The sequence below is a fragment of the Novosphingobium sp. FG90 genome, assembly GCF_057808725.1.
Genome location: NZ_JBMDIO010000016.1, coordinates 16,333 through 31,978 on the forward strand (window position 1 = coordinate 16,333; position 15,646 = coordinate 31,978).

Annotated in this window: 19 protein-coding genes; 3 read left to right on the plus strand and 16 right to left on the minus strand. The window is 65.8% G+C overall.

Features of this window, described 5'->3' with window-relative positions; genetic code table 11:
• Positions 1–143: 143 nt before the first annotated feature.
• Positions 144–746, plus strand: coding sequence for a response regulator transcription factor (locus tag ACODRZ_RS14925; protein ID WP_488971631.1), 603 nt, complete (start codon positions 144–146; stop codon positions 744–746).
• Positions 747–980: 234 nt separating this feature from the next.
• Here the strand turns inward: ACODRZ_RS14925 and ACODRZ_RS14930 are convergent, their stop codons facing one another.
• The 5 genes from ACODRZ_RS14930 to ACODRZ_RS14950 form a co-directional block, all read right to left on the minus strand.
• Positions 981–1,427, minus strand: coding sequence for a hypothetical protein (locus ACODRZ_RS14930; RefSeq protein ID WP_488971632.1), 447 nt, complete (start codon positions 1,425–1,427; stop codon positions 981–983).
• Between the two features lie 190 nt (positions 1,428–1,617).
• On the minus strand, positions 1,618–2,334 hold the full coding sequence (locus tag ACODRZ_RS14935; RefSeq protein WP_488971633.1) for an alpha/beta hydrolase: 717 nt from the start codon (positions 2,332–2,334) through the stop codon (positions 1,618–1,620).
• 51 nt (positions 2,335–2,385) lie between these two features.
• Positions 2,386–3,531, minus strand: a complete 1,146-nt coding sequence (locus ACODRZ_RS14940; protein WP_488971634.1) for a pyridoxal phosphate-dependent aminotransferase — start codon at positions 3,529–3,531, stop codon at positions 2,386–2,388.
• 69 nt (positions 3,532–3,600) lie between these two features.
• Positions 3,601–4,026 carry a nuclear transport factor 2 family protein gene (locus ACODRZ_RS14945; protein WP_488971635.1) on the minus strand — a complete coding sequence of 142 codons (426 nt, stop codon included), beginning with the start codon at positions 4,024–4,026 and terminating at the stop codon, positions 3,601–3,603.
• Complete coding sequence (locus ACODRZ_RS14950; RefSeq protein ID WP_488971636.1) at positions 4,023–4,823, minus strand: SDR family oxidoreductase; 801 nt, start codon at positions 4,821–4,823, stop codon at positions 4,023–4,025. Before ACODRZ_RS14950 ends, ACODRZ_RS14945 begins: the two co-directional genes overlap by 4 nt.
• A gap of 128 nt (positions 4,824–4,951) precedes the next feature.
• On the opposite strand from ACODRZ_RS14950, the gene ACODRZ_RS14955 reads away from it, so the two are divergent.
• The gene (locus tag ACODRZ_RS14955) at positions 4,952–6,103 is read left to right on the plus strand and encodes a sulfotransferase family protein (protein ID WP_488971637.1); all 1,152 of its coding nucleotides are present in this window, start codon (positions 4,952–4,954) and stop codon (positions 6,101–6,103) included.
• The gene (locus ACODRZ_RS14960) at positions 6,100–6,624 is read left to right on the plus strand and encodes a VOC family protein (RefSeq protein WP_488971638.1); all 525 of its coding nucleotides are present in this window, start codon (positions 6,100–6,102) and stop codon (positions 6,622–6,624) included. The genes ACODRZ_RS14955 and ACODRZ_RS14960 overlap by 4 nt, the downstream gene beginning before the upstream one ends.
• Here the strand turns inward: ACODRZ_RS14960 and ACODRZ_RS14965 are convergent.
• The 11 genes from ACODRZ_RS14965 to ruvC form a co-directional block, all read right to left on the minus strand.
• Complete coding sequence (locus ACODRZ_RS14965) at positions 6,621–7,430, minus strand: SDR family NAD(P)-dependent oxidoreductase (RefSeq protein ID WP_488971639.1); 810 nt, start codon at positions 7,428–7,430, stop codon at positions 6,621–6,623. The two genes, ACODRZ_RS14960 and ACODRZ_RS14965, sit on opposite strands and share 4 nt — an antisense overlap.
• A 13-nt stretch (positions 7,431–7,443) precedes the next feature.
• The gene (locus ACODRZ_RS14970) at positions 7,444–8,196 is read right to left on the minus strand and encodes an SDR family oxidoreductase (protein WP_488971640.1); all 753 of its coding nucleotides are present in this window, start codon (positions 8,194–8,196) and stop codon (positions 7,444–7,446) included.
• 119 nt (positions 8,197–8,315) lie between these two features.
• Entirely contained in the window at positions 8,316–9,830 is a 1,515-nt protein-coding gene (locus ACODRZ_RS14975) for a hypothetical protein (protein ID WP_488971641.1), read from the minus strand.
• Complete coding sequence (locus ACODRZ_RS14980; RefSeq protein WP_488971642.1) at positions 9,827–10,219, minus strand: GtrA family protein; 393 nt, start codon at positions 10,217–10,219, stop codon at positions 9,827–9,829. Before ACODRZ_RS14980 ends, ACODRZ_RS14975 begins: the two co-directional genes overlap by 4 nt.
• Positions 10,220–10,229: 10 nt before the next feature.
• Entirely contained in the window at positions 10,230–11,261 is a 1,032-nt protein-coding gene (locus ACODRZ_RS14985; RefSeq protein ID WP_488971643.1) for a glycosyltransferase family 2 protein, read from the minus strand.
• Between the two features lie 172 nt (positions 11,262–11,433).
• On the minus strand, positions 11,434–12,447 hold the full coding sequence (locus tag ACODRZ_RS14990; protein WP_488971644.1) for a PEP-CTERM sorting domain-containing protein: 1,014 nt from the start codon (positions 12,445–12,447) through the stop codon (positions 11,434–11,436).
• Between the two features lie 250 nt (positions 12,448–12,697).
• Complete coding sequence (ruvB, locus tag ACODRZ_RS14995; RefSeq protein ID WP_488971645.1) at positions 12,698–13,738, minus strand: Holliday junction branch migration DNA helicase RuvB; 1,041 nt, start codon at positions 13,736–13,738, stop codon at positions 12,698–12,700.
• Positions 13,735–14,037: a type II toxin-antitoxin system RelE/ParE family toxin gene (locus ACODRZ_RS15000; protein WP_488971646.1), complete on the minus strand. Its 303-nt coding sequence runs from the start codon at positions 14,035–14,037 to the stop codon at positions 13,735–13,737. The genes ruvB and ACODRZ_RS15000 overlap by 4 nt, the downstream gene beginning before the upstream one ends.
• Positions 14,030–14,302 carry a type II toxin-antitoxin system ParD family antitoxin gene (locus ACODRZ_RS15005; protein WP_488971647.1) on the minus strand — a complete coding sequence of 91 codons (273 nt, stop codon included), beginning with the start codon at positions 14,300–14,302 and terminating at the stop codon, positions 14,030–14,032. Before ACODRZ_RS15005 ends, ACODRZ_RS15000 begins: the two co-directional genes overlap by 8 nt.
• 19 nt (positions 14,303–14,321) lie before the next feature.
• Entirely contained in the window at positions 14,322–14,927 is a 606-nt protein-coding gene (ruvA, locus tag ACODRZ_RS15010; RefSeq protein ID WP_488971648.1) for a Holliday junction branch migration protein RuvA, read from the minus strand.
• A gap of 241 nt (positions 14,928–15,168) precedes the next feature.
• Positions 15,169–15,645: a crossover junction endodeoxyribonuclease RuvC gene (gene ruvC / locus ACODRZ_RS15015; protein ID WP_008827993.1), complete on the minus strand. Its 477-nt coding sequence runs from the start codon at positions 15,643–15,645 to the stop codon at positions 15,169–15,171.
• Between the last annotated feature and the right edge of the window lies 1 nt (position 15,646).

The window sequence follows — 15,646 nt, forward strand, 5'->3', positions numbered from 1 at the left end:
GTATATCACGGAAAAGCGCGCGTTAGCCGCGATTAGCCGCCGGTTTGCCTCGGTTTCGGACGAGGTCGAAGGCGACGCGCGGCGCGGAATGCGAATAACTCCCTAGGCACAAACCCAATGCCGAATATCATGGGAGTTTCGCCGTGGACATCATTTCCAACCTGATCCTCATCGACAGCGACATGCGCCGCCGCGCGGCCATCAGTCACGTGTTGTCCAGCGGCGGCATCCATGTGGAGCCGTTCGAGAATATCTCCGAACTGGCGATGGCTTGGCCGCGCTCGGGCGTGGTGCTGATCCATGATCAGGCGGGCGCGATCGACGACCTGATCGAAAGCATGGCCCATCACGGCGAATGGTTCCCGATCATCGCCTTCTCGGAGGAACCGGGCGCGCAGCGGATCGTCCAGGCCATCCTCGACGGCGCGATCGACTACATCGCCTGGCCCATCTCGCCGGAGGAACTGACCGACAGCCTCGGCAAGGCGATCACCCGCGCCGAAAGCCTGGGCAATGCCAAGCTGCGCGAAGTCATGGCCCGCGCCCGCGTCGATCGCCTGACCCGGCGCGAACGCGAAGTGCTGGGCGGCGTGGCCAGCGGCCTTTCCAATCGGCTGATCGGGGAAAAACTGTCGATCAGCCCGCGCACGGTCGAGATCCACCGCGCCAACATGCTCAACAAGCTGGGCGCCAATCACACCTCCGACGCGATCCGCATCGCCATTGAGGCTGCGCTGGTGAATTGACCGAACTTCCCTGCCGATCAGGAAATATCCCTAGGCGTGCGTGAACCTGCCATTAGCCATCATTGCGTTAGACAGAGACTGTCGGCGCCGCCCCTTTGCAAAGAGGCCATTGCCAAGGCGCCGACGCCTGATCCCGCAGTCGAAAGAGCAGGCCCGGTCGTAATCCCCTCCCGGCCGGGCCTGTCACGGGACGGTTCGGGGAAACCTGCCGGTTTTAGCTGCCTGTTCAGACTGTCAGTGCAGGCGGATGGAAGCCGAGGCCTGCTGGACGTCCGCGACGAGGGGGGCGTACTCGCCCTTAGCCAGTACCGCCGCAACGTGCCCGGCAAGCATCGCCAGCGCAAGGGTGGAACCCTCCGCAATGGCTTCCTCGGAGCCGCCCGGCGGCACCACCGTCGCCAGGCAGGTATCGTGGCTGCCGCGCGACAGCATGAAGGGCATGTCCGGGCCGATGATCTCCAGCACGGCGCTCATCGCCGCGCCGCAGTCGAGCATCGCGTCGATGCGCACACGGTCGAGCGGTACGGCGCCGTCGATGCCGACACCGCTCAACAAGGCGAGCGCTTCGCGAATACGGTCGATCTCCTCGCACGCGGCGCTGCCCGCGCAATCGTGAAGAAAGTCACGCAGACGGCGCGCATGAGCGCGATCGCCGCCGACACTGTTCGAAGTACTTGCCATTGCCTTATCGTTTTCTTTCGCGTCCGAAGGGTGCGCCACAGTCCCCAGACATGGCCCGGCGTCAATACGCAGTTCCCTATAGCCCGGATTCGCTGTCCCACCTTGTTACATCTTATAGAGGCTAGGTGAAACACCCGTGTATTCAGCACTGCGCAGACTCCTTGCGGAAATTTCCTTAGGGAAACCACCTCTAGAGCCGCGCGATCACGTCCAGTCTGTCAGCCACCCAGTCCGGTTCGGTGAGCATGAGATCGTGCCCGGTGTCGATGTCCCAGACCCGGCCCTGGGACCTCTCGGTCAATAACTTCATGTCACGCCCCGATATTGTCGAGGTACAGATGAGATGGCTTTCCGGAATGGCCCGCAGCGCAGCCTCCCGGGTGAGCGCCAGTTTCTGCTCGAAGCATCGCCATGGCTGGACGGTCAGCCGCGCATCGGTCCACGGTCCCAGTACCGAATCGGTCACTCCGAAAAATGCGGCCATGCCGGCCATCGGCGCCATCACGACTCGCACACCGTCGATCTCATGCAGCCCTTGCCTGGCGGCATGGATGGCATCGTAAGCGTGCTCGTAAAGCGATTCGCCGTCGCGCGGGTAGGCCGCGTCGAGATAGACGCGGTGGCCGACACGTTCGGGCTTGCGGTCCGCCGCGCCGGTGATGACCATGCCGCCATAACTGTGGCCGACGAGGATCGCATCTGTGAGATCCTCGAACTCCAGAAGTCCGGCGACGTCGGCGATGTGGGTGTCGAGATCGATCGCGGTGCTCAACAGGTGCGCACGGTCGGCAAGTCCACTCAGCGACGGTGCATGGACATCGTGGCCGAGCGCCCGCAACCGCTGCGCGACCGGTTTGTAGCACCAGCCGCCATGACCGCCCCCATGGACCAGCACGAAAGTCGCCACACCGCCCCTCCCTGATTGTGATCCACAGAGGATCGCATCACGGCGCGGGTGTCAAGCGCCGACAGCCTCCCGGCGTGCGGCAAACCATGCGACCATGCGTTCTATCGCGTCTTCGATCTCGGGTGTGGAAACCGCGAAACTCAGGCGGATGAAACGGTGGCCGTCGACCGAGTCGAAATCGATGCCCGGTGCCGTGGCGACGCCGGTGTCGGCAAGCAGCTGACGGCAGAATGCGAAGCTGTCGTTGGTCAGATGACCGATATCGGCCCAGATATAAAAGGCACCGTCCGGCGGCGCGATCCGTTGCAGGCCCAGGCGAGGCAGCGCCGCCAGCAAAAGCTCGCGGTTACGGGCGTAGCTGGCGTGGTGTCCTTCCAGTTCCTCGGTGCAGTCGAAGGCGACCAGCCCGGCGTGCTGTGCCAGCACCGGCGGGGTCAGAAACAGGTTGGCGATCCGCGCGCGCGCCGCATCGATCAGGTGTGGCGGCACCACCAGCCACCCCAGTCGCCAGCCCGCCATCGAGAACCACTTGGAAAAGCTGTTCACCACAAGAGCCTCGGGAACGTGCTGAAGCAGGGACTCCGCCGTCATCCCGTAAGTCAGGCCATGGTAGATCTCGTCCGAGATCACGGTGATGTCCTTGCGCGCGCACACCTCGGCGATGGCGGCCAGTTCCTCGGGCGCGATCACGGTGCCGGTGGGGTTCGCCGGGCTGGCGAGGATCAGTCCCTCCGGCGCCGGATCGAGCGCATCGAGCGCAGCGGCGGTGACCTGGTAGCGCTCGGCCGGGCCACAGGGCAGTTCGACCGGCTCGATGTAGAGCGTACGCATGGCATTGCGGTAGGCGACATAACCCGGCCGGGCGAGCGCCACCCGCGCGCCGGGCCGGAACAGGCACGACAGCGCCAGCACGAATGCAGGCGAGGCACCGCAGGTCAGGAACACCTGCTCGGGCGACACCGTGACGCCATAGGCTTCGGCGTAGTGACGCGCGATCCGCTCGCGCAGTGCCGGGCTTTCCCAGTATCCGCCCGCCTCGGCATCGAGCACCGCATGGGCCGCGGCGATGGCGGCAGCCGGCGCGCCGGTGGAAGGCTGACCGTATTCCATGTGGATCACGTCACGCCCCTCAGCGGCGAGTTCGTAGGCGAGACGGCCGATAGTCGTGGCGTGGAAGGGTTCGACGTGCGCGATCATGCCCGCCTGCTACGCGCGGCGCCGACACGATGCAATGCGCGCGCCTTGCAGGATCGGTGCAGTGCGCGCTCAGGACGCGAAGACGGTGTAGATCCGCGCGTCGAACAGCCACCGGCCGTCCAGCCGCACGAATCGGTCGTGATATTCGCCGGTGACCTCCTTGTCCGTGCCAGTGATCCGCGCGACCATCATCGCATTGGCCCGCGCGGTGTCGCCGGTGACCTCGATCATCAGGTTATGGATCAGCGGCACCGGATGCGGCCTGCCCTTTCCCTCGAGCAGAAACGCAGCCAGCGCTTGCGGCGTCTCAAACCGCTGGCGCACGACGTGTTCGGCGTGGTCCGGCGCACCGGAGCGGACCTCGAAAGTCCCCGTCGGAGCGAAAAGCCCTGGAATGTCCTCATAGGCCTCTCGCCGAACGGCACGGGCATAGCCATGCACGAGATCGGCAATGGCGCTTCGGGCCTCGATCCGGGCCAGATGGTCTTCGGTCATGCGGCTGCCCCTTTACTCGCATCCCGCCGCTCGCAGGCCGCGCGGATCGCCGCGAAGCGAGGCTCGACGCTGCGCCAGACGCGGGTGTGGGTGACGATGCAGGGTTCGTCAGCTTCGATGCCGGCCAGGACCATCGCGCCGACATGGTCGGGCGTCACGCTGGAGGGCGGCATCACCCCGGTGTACTGGCGGATCTCCCCGCCGACCTTGCGCGTGTTCTCGGCCAGGTTCGTGGCGACATAGCCGGGGCACAGGAGCGACACGCCGACGCCATGCGGCGCCATTTCCTGCCGCAGCGCCTCGGTAAGCGCCGTCACGCCAAACTTGGCGACGGCATAGGCCCCCACGCCGGGCACGCTCGCTGTGAGACCGGCCTGGGAAGAGGTATTGACGATATGCCCCCTGCCCCTCGCCCGCATGTCGGAGGCGAAGGCGAAGACGCCGTTGGCGATGCCGGTGAGATTGATCGCCACGATGCGATCGAAGCTGGCCGGGTCCATATCCGCGAACTCGCGACCGTTGGGAGCGATGCCGGCGTTGTTGACCAGTACGTCGACCGGCCCGAAAGCGCCCTGCGCCTCGGCCTTGGCCTGTGCCCAGCCGTCCCGGTCGCGGGTGTCGAGCATGACGCCGCGCACCGCCTCGCCCCGATCGCCCAGCACCGCGTCGAGGCGCTCCGCATCGATGTCGGCGATGGTCACCCGAAGACCCCTGCGGACCATCGCATCGACGATACCTAGGCCGATGCCGCTCGCCCCGCCGGTGACGAAGGCGTGCCGTGCCTCGCTCAAATCCATGGCTTTCACCTCTCCTGATCGCGACCTCGCCGCCTTGAGGGAATTTTGAAGAAGCGGCCACTATCTTGCAATCGGCAACACCGCTGTTCATCACCGCCTGGACGATAAGAACAGGGAGATGCGCCGCCATGACTGTAGACGATGTGATCGCGGCTGCACGCAGCCAGACCGGACTGACTGAATTCGGCGACCCGGCAGCGCTGGAGGGACTGCGCAGGCTGGTCGATGCCCATGCCGAAGAGGCACGCTTCACCGAGCGCGGCACCCAACTCGCGCAGCGCGATCTGGTGAAGTACATGGCCGGGCGCATGCGGATCGAGGACTGGCTGGCCCGTCATCCGGAGCTGGTGGAACGCCCCGTCGAAAAGCCGATGTTCGTCTTCGGCCTGCCGCGTACCGGGACCACGCTGGTCATCAACCTGCTCGCCGCCGACCCCATGCGCCGCGCGTTCCTGCGCTGGGAATCGCATGACCCGGTGCCGCCACCGCACGTCCACGAACTGACCGCCGGTCCGCGCTGGAAGGCGATGCAGGACCAGACGCAGGCCTCGCTGCAATACATGCCACAGATCGCCGCCATCCATTATGAGGACGCGCATAGCCCGACCGAGTGCCAGTTCTCGATGACGTACTCGTTCTGCGCGCAGGTTTTCGAATCGCAGGCCGACATTCCAAGCTATCGCCACTGGCTGCTGCACGAGGCCGACTATCGCCCGACCTTCCGCTTTCACAAGCGGCTATTGCAGCTCCTGCAGGCCGAGGCGGGCGGGCGATGGACGCTCAAGAACCCCTGGCACCCATTGTTTCTCGATGCGCTGTACGAGGTCTACCCCGACGCGCAGCTGGTCATGACCCACCGCGATCCCGCCGACGTGCTGGGATCCATCGGCAGCCTGATCGAGAACGTGCGGCGAATCTATTCGGACGACGTCGACCTGGAAGGCATCGGTCGGACCTTCATGGAGACCTTCGCGCTGATGATCGAGCGACAGGACGCCTTCCGCGCCGCCCATGGTGCCGATGCCATCCTCGACGTCCAGTACGTCGATGTGATGAAGGACCCCATCGGCACCTGTCGCAGCATCTACGCGCACTTCGGCGAGCCCTTCACGCAAGAGGCAGAGGCCGCGATGGACGCCTACATGGCGGCCAATCCCAAGGGCAAGCACGGCAAGCACGACTACTCGCTGGAACGCTACGGCCTCACGCGCGAGGGGGTTCATGCCGCTTTCGCCGACTACATAGAGCGCTATCGTATCCCCGTGAAGCAGGGCGCATGACTCATCTCGGCAGGCGCTACGGCCAGCTCATCCAGATGAGCTATGCCACGCGCGACATGGATGCGGCCCTCGCCCATGCCGAGACGCAGCTGGGCATCACCGGCCTGCGCCGCAGCGAATCCGAGATCGAGGTGCTGTCCTATGGCGAACGCCGCAGACTGGGCGTGAAGTCGGCGATCGCCAACGTCCCAGGCCCCGGCGGCCTGCGCCAGTTCGAGATTATCGAGCCGGTGTCGGGCGTGACGGGCATATACACCGACACGGTGGACCTTTCGGCGCAGGTCCTCGCCTTTCATCACATCGGCATCGCCGTGCCGGGACCTTATGCCGAATGGGAAGCCCTGCTGGACGAAGTGCGCGCGAGCGGGGATGCGCTGGCGCTGCAGTTTCCCGCCGAACCGTCCGCCGAAGCCAGGATTTGCTTCTGCTACGTCGATACCCGCGAGAGGATCGGCCACTTCACGGAATACCTGTGGGCCGATCCTTCGCTGGCGGGAATAGCGGTCGCGCCCTGGCTCTAGGTGCCGTCGCTATTGGCGCTGACAATGCCGGGACGCTCCGCGCCCATGCCCGAGAAGCCGATCGAATAGCCACCGTCCACCGGCAGGATCACCCCGGTGATGTAGGCGGCCTCGTCGCTGGCGAGGAACAGGGCGGCGGAGGCGATGTCCTCGGCGCGGCCCCAGCGGCCCATCGGGATTCCGGCCAGCGTGGGAAAGCCCTCCGGCGGCGCATCGTGCGATTTCGATGCCTCGACCAGTCCGGTCCACATCGTGCCGGGCGCCACGGCGTTCACGCGGATGTTCCGGTCCGAATAGTCGAGCGCAGCGACCTTGGTGAGTTGGTGGACACCTGCCTTGGCGGAACTGTAGACGCCGTGGTGCTTCCACCCCACCACCGCCGAGGCCGAGCTGGTGTTGACGATGGCCCCGCCGCCCGTCTTCAGCATGGCTTCGATACCGTACTTCATGCAAAGGAAGACCCCGCGGATGTTGGTGGCATGGACCTTGTCCCATAATTCGGTCGTCTGGGTATGTAGAGGCGCCATCCCGCCGCCGAAACCGGCATTGTTGCACAGCACGTCGAGGCGACCGAAACGCTCCTCGGCCTTCACGATCATCGCCTGCACCTGCGCTTCGTCCGAGACGTCGCAATGGACCGACGCGACCTCGCCGCCGAGATCGGCCGCAACCTCGTCCTGCTTGCCCGAAATGTCGGCGAGCAGCAGCTTCGCCCCTTGCGCGTGGAACAGCTGCGCCATCGCGCGGCCCATCCCCGAGCCTGCACCGGTGATGACGCAGACTTTGTCCTGAAGCCTTCCGGCCATTGTCCTTCTCCCTTCAGGCCGAGGTGTCGATCGTCGGCCGGATCGCTATTTCCGAGATGTTCGTGCGACGCGGCATGGCGAGGATGAAGACGATGGCCTCGCCGATGTCGCGCGGCTTCACCGCTCCCTCCTTCGCCACATGCGCCTGGATCGCCGCGCGCCAGTTGGGGTCTGAGATATTGTCGCCCACCTCGGTCTCGGTCGCGCCGGGCATCAGCGTGGTGACGCGCACGTTACGGCCACCCAGTTCCTGCCGCATGCCGTCGGTCATGAAGTTGACCGCGTGCTTGCTGGCCGAATAGGCGCTGGTCATCGGCCCGCCCTTGCGACCTGCAAGCGAGGAGATGGTAATGATGTCGCCTTCCCCCTGCTCGAGCATGTGCGGAACAGCGGCAGCGCAGGTATAGACGGTGCCCATCAGGTTGATGTCGATGACCCGCCGGTAGATCGCGGTGTCGCAGTTCTCGATGCCACCTGCCTCCATGATCCCGGCCGAGTTGATCAGGATGTCGATGCGCCCGAGCTTCTCCACTGTCTCTGCCACCGCGCGGCGGGCGTCGTCCTCCACGGTCATGTCACCGGGGATCGCCAGCGCCGTTCCGCCCTCCGCCTCGATCCGGGCCACGAGGCCCGACAAGCGCTCTGCCCGCCGCGCGGACATCGCGACGGCCGCGCCCGCTTCCGCCAGACACAGCGCCGCCGCCTCGCCGATGCCGGAAGAGGCCCCGGTCACGAGCGCGACTTTTCCTGCAAGGGGCTTGGTCATCGGCGGCATTCTCCCGTTCGTTTTCGTATGCATTGGCTGGCCTGCGCCGCCCATGCCGTCAACGGGAAATGCCGAACACGTGTTATAATCGCTCCGGCGCGGCGACCGGATGTATCCGATCAGGGTGTCGGGCTGCGGCGATAGAGCACCGAATCCCCTGCGCGCGCTGCCGGCTGCCAGCCCTGCAGCGGCAGTTCGGGCGCGTGCCAGACTACCCAGACCCTTGGGATACCTTGCGGCACCCGGTCGATCGCCGCGAGAAGCTGGTTGAACCCCTGGCAACTCTCGCCGACGAGTGCCCCGGTCTGCGCGTCGAAGAAAGGACCGGCGGCGGGGTTGTCGATGCTCATGAGCTGGCCGCCCGGCATCGCCCACTGGTCGTTGGCGAAAGCATGGCGGCGCATCATCGCATAGCTGGCGAGATGAACGTCACGCACGCGCGCCTGCTGCTGGATGAAGTTGACGCAGGGCAGCGCGATGAAGGTCAGCAGTTGCGAGCCGCGCGGGATCTGCTCGACCACCGCCTGCTCCTCGCGAATCTGCTCGTCCCAAGCCGCCATGCTCACCGTATTGCCGAAGAGGCGAAGGGTGGTGAAGGCGATCCCGGCGACCAGCAGCAGCCTCTGCCTGCTCGCGCCAAGGTCGATCGGGCGGGCGCAGATCAGCGCAAGGGCATAGATCGTCGGCGTCAGCCGCATATCCGCGTAGGCCGAGCCGTAAATCGTCCCAGGCATGATCATGAACAGCCCGAGGAGCGCCAACGCTCCCAGCGCCAGCCCCTTGTGCAGCACGAAGCGCGGCGAGCGCCAGACCACGACGATCAGCGCCAAGAGCAGCGCCGCGCAAGTGTAATCCCACGCCTCCCACCGGTCCGCGAAGACATTGATCAGGTGATAGAGCTTGATCCCCATACGGAACCAGTTCTCGTTCGGCAGGTGCCCGGTCGGGTGCGGCCATGCCATGCTCGCAAGCTGCGGCACCAGCAGGCAGGTGCTGGCGAGGAAACCACCACCCAGCGAGGGCAGCAACCGACCCGAGCGCTCGAACCGCGCGGCCAGTTCACAGCAGCCGACGAGCACGCACAGCGTCGCCCAGGCCGCCAGATGGCACACCCAGATCAGACAGGCGACGAGGCAGAACACCAGCCAGCGCCGACGCGGGTGCTCCGCCATCGACGGGCTGATCCACCACGCCAGCGCCAGCGTGACGAGCGCCATGCCCAAGGTAAAGTTGAGGAACCCGAACTGGAACGGGTTGCCCAGCGCCAGCGGCACCGCGAACAGCGCCGTCACCGCCACCCGCCCATGCGCCGCGCGCGACAGCCAGAGGCAGCCCGCAACCTGCAGCGCGACGATCAGGATCGCGATGCCCTTAACCGCCAGCCTCAGCCCAACGATCGGCTCGAACACCCATGCGAGCAGGTCCGCGCCGAGGTTGGGCAGCAAGTTCCAGCGGAAGCTGTACCACTGCGCCAGATCGGCGCTGCGCCCACCGTCCATCTGCACCATGTAGCGCGACATATGCGCGGGCAGGTCCGTCAGCGGCGGCACGACCGGCCAGAGCAGCGGCACCACGGCCAGCAGCACCAGCGCCGCGCACCAGCGCAGCGAGATCGTCCCGGATTGCAAGGTCATCGCGCGATGCGTCCGGAGGCGAAGACGAAATGGCGGGAAAGCAGGAAGAAGCACACCGAATAGGTCGCCATCGCCGCGCCCTGCCCGATCAGGCTCTGCGCGAAGCCCAGCCCGCGCATGATCGTTAGCACGCCGAGATTGGCAGCATAGGACAGCGCGAAGACGGTCAGGAACCGCGCCACTTCTCCGCCCGCGACCGGCCCCCGCACCTCGAAAGTCCAGACCCGGTTGAGCACGAACGAGACACACAGGCCGACCGCATAGCTGCAGGCGTTAGCAGGATAGTCGCCTACGCCCAGCCGCAACAGCGCCCAGATCACGGTCAGCCCGACGAGCGTGTTGAGCACGCCCACCAGCCCGAAGCGCAAAGCGGCCATCATCGTGGTCATGCGCGAAACGTCAGCCGCGCGGATCGAAGGCGCCGACCGTCAGCGGCACCGCAATAGTTCCGCGCTCGCTTGCCCGCGACTGGCTGCGCACCTCGCGCACGATGAACAGCGGCCGCCCCTTGCTCTCGATATAGAGACGCCCGAGGTAGTCGCCGAAGACGCCAAGGATAATCAGCTGGATGCTGCCCATGATCAGCATCACCGCGATCGTGCTGGTCCAGCCGATGATCGTGCCTTCCTCGAACCACCGCCAGATCGCCCAGGACAGCATCGCGAAGCCCGCCAGGCCCGTTAGCATGCCGAGATGCGAGGCGATCCGCAGCGGCACCGTCGAGAAGCTGGTGATCGCATCGAGCGCGAGACGCACCATGCGGCGCAGCGGATAATGCGTCTCGCCCGCCGCGCGCGGGGCTCGTTCGTAAGGCAGCGCGACCTGCTCGAAGCCGATCCAGCTGACCATGCCGCGAATGAAGCGGTAACGCTCTGGCATGGCGTTGAGTTGATCCACCACGCGCCGGGTCATCAGGCGGAAATCACCGGTATCGACCGGAATGTCCTGCTCGGCGAGGCGGTTGAGCAGCTTGTAGAAGACCGAGGCGGTGCCGCGCTTGAACGTGCTCTCGCCGTGGCGCGCGATGCGCTGGCCATAAACCACGTCGGCGCCTGCCTCGATCCTCGCGATCATCGCCCCCAACAGTTCGGGCGGGTCCTGAAGATCGGCGTCGATCATCATGACGAGGTCGCCGCGGCAAACCTGCAGCCCCGCCGTCACCGCCAGTTGATGCCCGTGGTTGCGCGAGAGGTCCACTCCCAGAACGCGGGGGTTACGCTCGGCCAGCACGCAGATCAGCGGCCAGGTGCGATCGGTGGAACCGTCGTTGACGAGGACAATTTCGTAGTCCTCGCCCACCTGCTCTTGGCAGGCGGCGGAAAGGCGCGCCTCCAGCATGAGGAGGACGGCCTCCTCGTTGTAGCAGGGCACCACGACCGAGAGGCGCAGGGCATTCCGTTCGGCGAACGGCAGGATAGGTTCCATCTTCATGAATCGGCCCCGCGAAACTCGGCTGTGCTTCGAGGAAGCCGTATCGGCCACTTCTGGTTAACCGGCCGTAAAAGACGCGCGTCTGCGAAGGACACGCGAAAAGGGCGAGGTCCGCGAACCTCGCCCTTCCACATAGGGCACCGCCTTTGGCGTCGCCCTCCCCGTTCAGTTTTCAGGCCGCCTTTGCGCGGGCCAGTCGGCGCCGTCCGACGATAGCTGCGGCCGCCGCGCCGAACAGGATCAGCATCGGCGGAGCGGGCACGTCGGTGCCGCCCGAAGTGGTGGTGGTCGAACCGCCCGAGGACGAGCTGGACGACGAAGAGGAAGACGAGGAGCTGGAACTGCTCGACGAAGTGGACCCGTTCGATCCACCCGAAGTCGAGGAAGACCCCGAGGAGGACGATGAACTCGACGAAGAACCGCTCGACGAACCCGTCGAGGTCGCGCCGCCCGACGAATGATCATCACCGCCGCTCGAGGAGCTGGAGGACGAGCTCGACGAAGACGAGGAGCTCGAAGACGACGAGGACGAGCTGGAACTGCTGGTGCTGGTCACGTTGCCCGAACTGGTCGACGTGGTCGAGGTGATCCCGCCGGTCGTGGTCGTGGAGGTCACGCCTCCCGTGGTGGACGTGACGCCGCCCGTGCTCGAGCTGGACGTCGAGGTGACGCCACCGCTCGTCGACGTCACACCGCCAGTGGTGGAAGTGACACCGCCGGTCGTGGAGGTCACGCCGCCGCTGCTGGTCGAGGTGATCACGACGTTGCCGCCGCCACCACCGCCGCTACCTCCGAAGAAGCCGCCGAAGAAACCGCCGCCAAAGCCGCCGAAGCCGCCACCACCGCCGATCACCACGGGTGCGCCACCGCTGCCGCCGGAATAGGACGGACCAGACGCAGGCGGCATGTACGGCGGGGGCATCGGCACCATGGCCATCTGCGGCTGATCGCAGCAGGTGCGCTTGATGATCTTGCGCACGCGCTTGGTGGTGCGGGGCGCGTCCTTGCGCACAATGCGGTGCGCCGGGCGCTTGACGGTCTTGACCGGAGCGGCCTTGGCCACCTTCACCTTGCGGTACTCGGTCTTCGCCGACTGCGTCTCGGCGACGTGAACGGCGCCGCCGCCGATCACGGCACAGCCCGCCGCACAGGCAGACAGTTTAGCAAGGGCCATCCGAACCGACATAATGCGCTGCTCTCTTTGTTTCGCACCGGAGGCGCGAAGGCCCTTTCGGGCTACCGTGCATCCATCTGCCAGAAACAACGCAGAGACACGTTAATGCGGCAACGTCATTCACCCGCAATTCACCGTCCCGATGCGGGAAACTCGGTTAATTTATCATTCTAACCCAGGGGGTGTACCGAAACGGGACTGTCTGTTCGGCAGGTTGTAAAGCAGACCGACGCTTTTGGAGCGAATGTGCCGCCCGGCACACTCACCCTTCCGAATCGAACAACCCGCTCTGCGGTCCCGAAATCGGCGCCATGGGAGGAGTCATGCCGAGGTGGCTCCAGCCTCGATCGTTGAGGCACCGCCCCCGTGCCGTGCGGGCGACAAGGCCCAGCTGGATAAGGTACGGCTCGATCACTTCCTCGATCGTGTCGCGCGGCTCGGACAGGCCCGCCGCCAGCGTTTCCACGCCGACCGGCCCGCCCTTGTAGATATCCGCGATCATCCGCAGGTAGCGGCGATCCTGCGCATCGAGACCGATCGCGTCGACCTCCAGCCGGGTAAGCGAATCGTCGGCGATGGCGCGGGTGATGGTGTCCGATCCCGCGACATGGGCAAAGTCGCGCACGCGCCGCATCAGGCGTCCCGCCACGCGCGGCGTACCGCGGGCACGGCGGGCGATCTCGGTCGCTCCGCCCTTGTCGATACCGATGCCGAGCAGGCCGGCACCGCGACTGACGACCTTCTCCAGCTCCTCGACCGTGTAGAACTGCAGGCGCACGGGAATGCCGAAGCGGTCGCGCAGCGGCGTCTGCAGCAGCCCCTGCCGGGTCGTCGCCCCGATCAGCGTGAAAGGCGGCAGATCGATCCGCACCGAGCGCGCCGACGGCCCCTCACCGATGATGAGGTCCAGCGCGCGGTCCTCCATCGCCGGGTAGAGCACTTCCTCGACCACGGGATTGAGGCGGTGAATCTCGTCGATGAACAGGACGTCGCCCTGCTCCAGATTGGTCAGCAGCGCCGCCAGATCGCCCGCCTTGGCGATGACCGGGCCGGAGGTAGCACGAAAACCCACGCCCAGTTCACGCGCGACGATCTGCGCCAGCGTCGTCTTGCCGAGGCCCGGAGGCCCGAAGAACAGCACATGGTCCATCGCTTCGCGCCGCGACTTCGCGCTCTCGATGAAGACGTGGAGGTTGTCCTTGGCGGCCGCCTGCCCGACGAATTCGGCCAGGGTCTTGGGCCGAAGCGCGGCATCGGCGTCCTCGACCTGGCGATTGGGGGAAAGGATGGGGTTGTCGGTCATGATTTGCCCAGCAGCGCCGCACGCTCATCCATCGCGTGATGAAGGATGCGGGCGATCAGAACGGTGTCTTCGTCTAAACGATAGAATATGCGGTGCTGCCGATGCGTCAGGCAGCGTATCCCCTGCCCGAGTTCGCCCTTTTCCGCACCGGCTTGCGGATGACGGGCCAGCAGGTCGAATGCCTCCATGAACCCGCGCGCATATACATCGGCGACATCGTCACCGAATTGCCGGGCGCTATATTCGTCGATGGCGACAAGATCGGAGCGGGCAACTGACGAGAAGCGGACTTCAGCCACGCTTGCTTCGTCGCTCGGCAATGATCTGTTCGATCACGTCACGCGGGTCTTCGTCGATCACGCCCGAAGCCAGCCCTTCCGCGATCATCCCGCGCAGCCATTCCGTCTCGTCCTGCGCCGCGTCCTGATCGCGCCGGATGAGGTCGCGCACATAGTCGCTGGCGTTGGTGTAGCGCCCCTCGGAAACGCGAAAGTCGATCCATTCGCGTAAAGCGGGCGGCATGGTGACATTGAGCTGGGACATGGCCGCATTATAGGCGTTCATAGGATTTTGTCCATTTTTCCTAGCCCGTCGCCAGCTTCAGCGCCACGCGCATGAGGTCGCCCAACGCCGCATCCTCACCCAGTTGATCGACCGCCTTGCCCACCGCCGTCGCCGCCACCGCAGGCTTGAAGCCGAGGTTCTGCAGGGCCGAGACCGCATCGGCGCTGGCCGAACCCGCAGGCGCTGCCGCCGCGATGCCGGGCGCTCCGGGCGCGGTGGGCATGCCGCCGGCCTTGTCCTTGAGTTCGTTGACGATGCGGCTCGCCAGCTTTGGGCCGACGCCGTTGGCCCGCGCCACCATGGCACTGTCGCCGCCCGCACAGGCGCGCTGGAGTTCCTCGGTCGTCAGCGCCGAAAGGATCGCCAGCGCCACCTTGGAGCCGACACCCTGCACCGCCGTCAGCAGACGAAACCAGTTGCGTTCCGCCGCGCTCGCGAAACCGATGAGGCGCTGGCCGGTCTCCGAAACCTGCATCTCGGTATGGACGACCACGCGGTCACCCCGGATGCCGAGATGGTCCAGCGTGCGCGCCGAACAATGGACGAGGTAACCCACGCCGCCCACGTCGATGATGGCCCAGTCAGCGCCGGTGTCGTCGAGCAATCCTGTCAGCTTGGCGATCATGGTTTGTTCCTATGGCAGGAAGGGATTCAGGGCGCCAGAGGAAAAGAGAGGAAAAGAGAGGAAGGCAGGGGTTTACCACCCCTGCACCCCGTGACTTGTCGAGGTCACGCGCGCCGGTTCGTCAGGCTCGACGGTGAGCCGGGAGACATTGAAAGCCTGCGGCGCAATGAGGGGCCAAGGGTGCTGCGCGCACGGCGACGACAGTATGGGGGTCTGGGGCGATGGCCCCAGGACTTCCTTCCTACCTGTGACTTCCCAGCATATTCGCATGAGTAATCGCCACCGCTAGAGCATCGGCGGCGTCCTCGCCCGCCAGTTTAACGCCCGGCAGCAGCACCATCAGCATCGCCTGTATCTGCGCCTTCGCCGCCCCGCCGGTGCCGACGATCGCCTTCTTCACCAGCTTGGTCGAATATTCCGCCACCGGAATCCCGGCGCGCGCCACGGACAGCATCGCGACCCCCCGCGCCTGCCCCAGCTTGAGCGTCGACTGCGGGTTCACGTTGACGAAGACTTCCTCCACCGCGCCGGTATCGGGCCGGTGCTGGAGGATCACATCGGTCAGCGCGGCGTCGAGTTCGACCAGCCGCTCGGCCATTCCGGCCTTGGCGTTGGTGCGGATCTGGCCGTTGGCGACGTGGCTGAGACGGCTGCCGCTCTTGGCGACGACGCCCCAGCCCGTGCAGGTCAGGCCGGGGTCGATGCCGAGGATGATCATG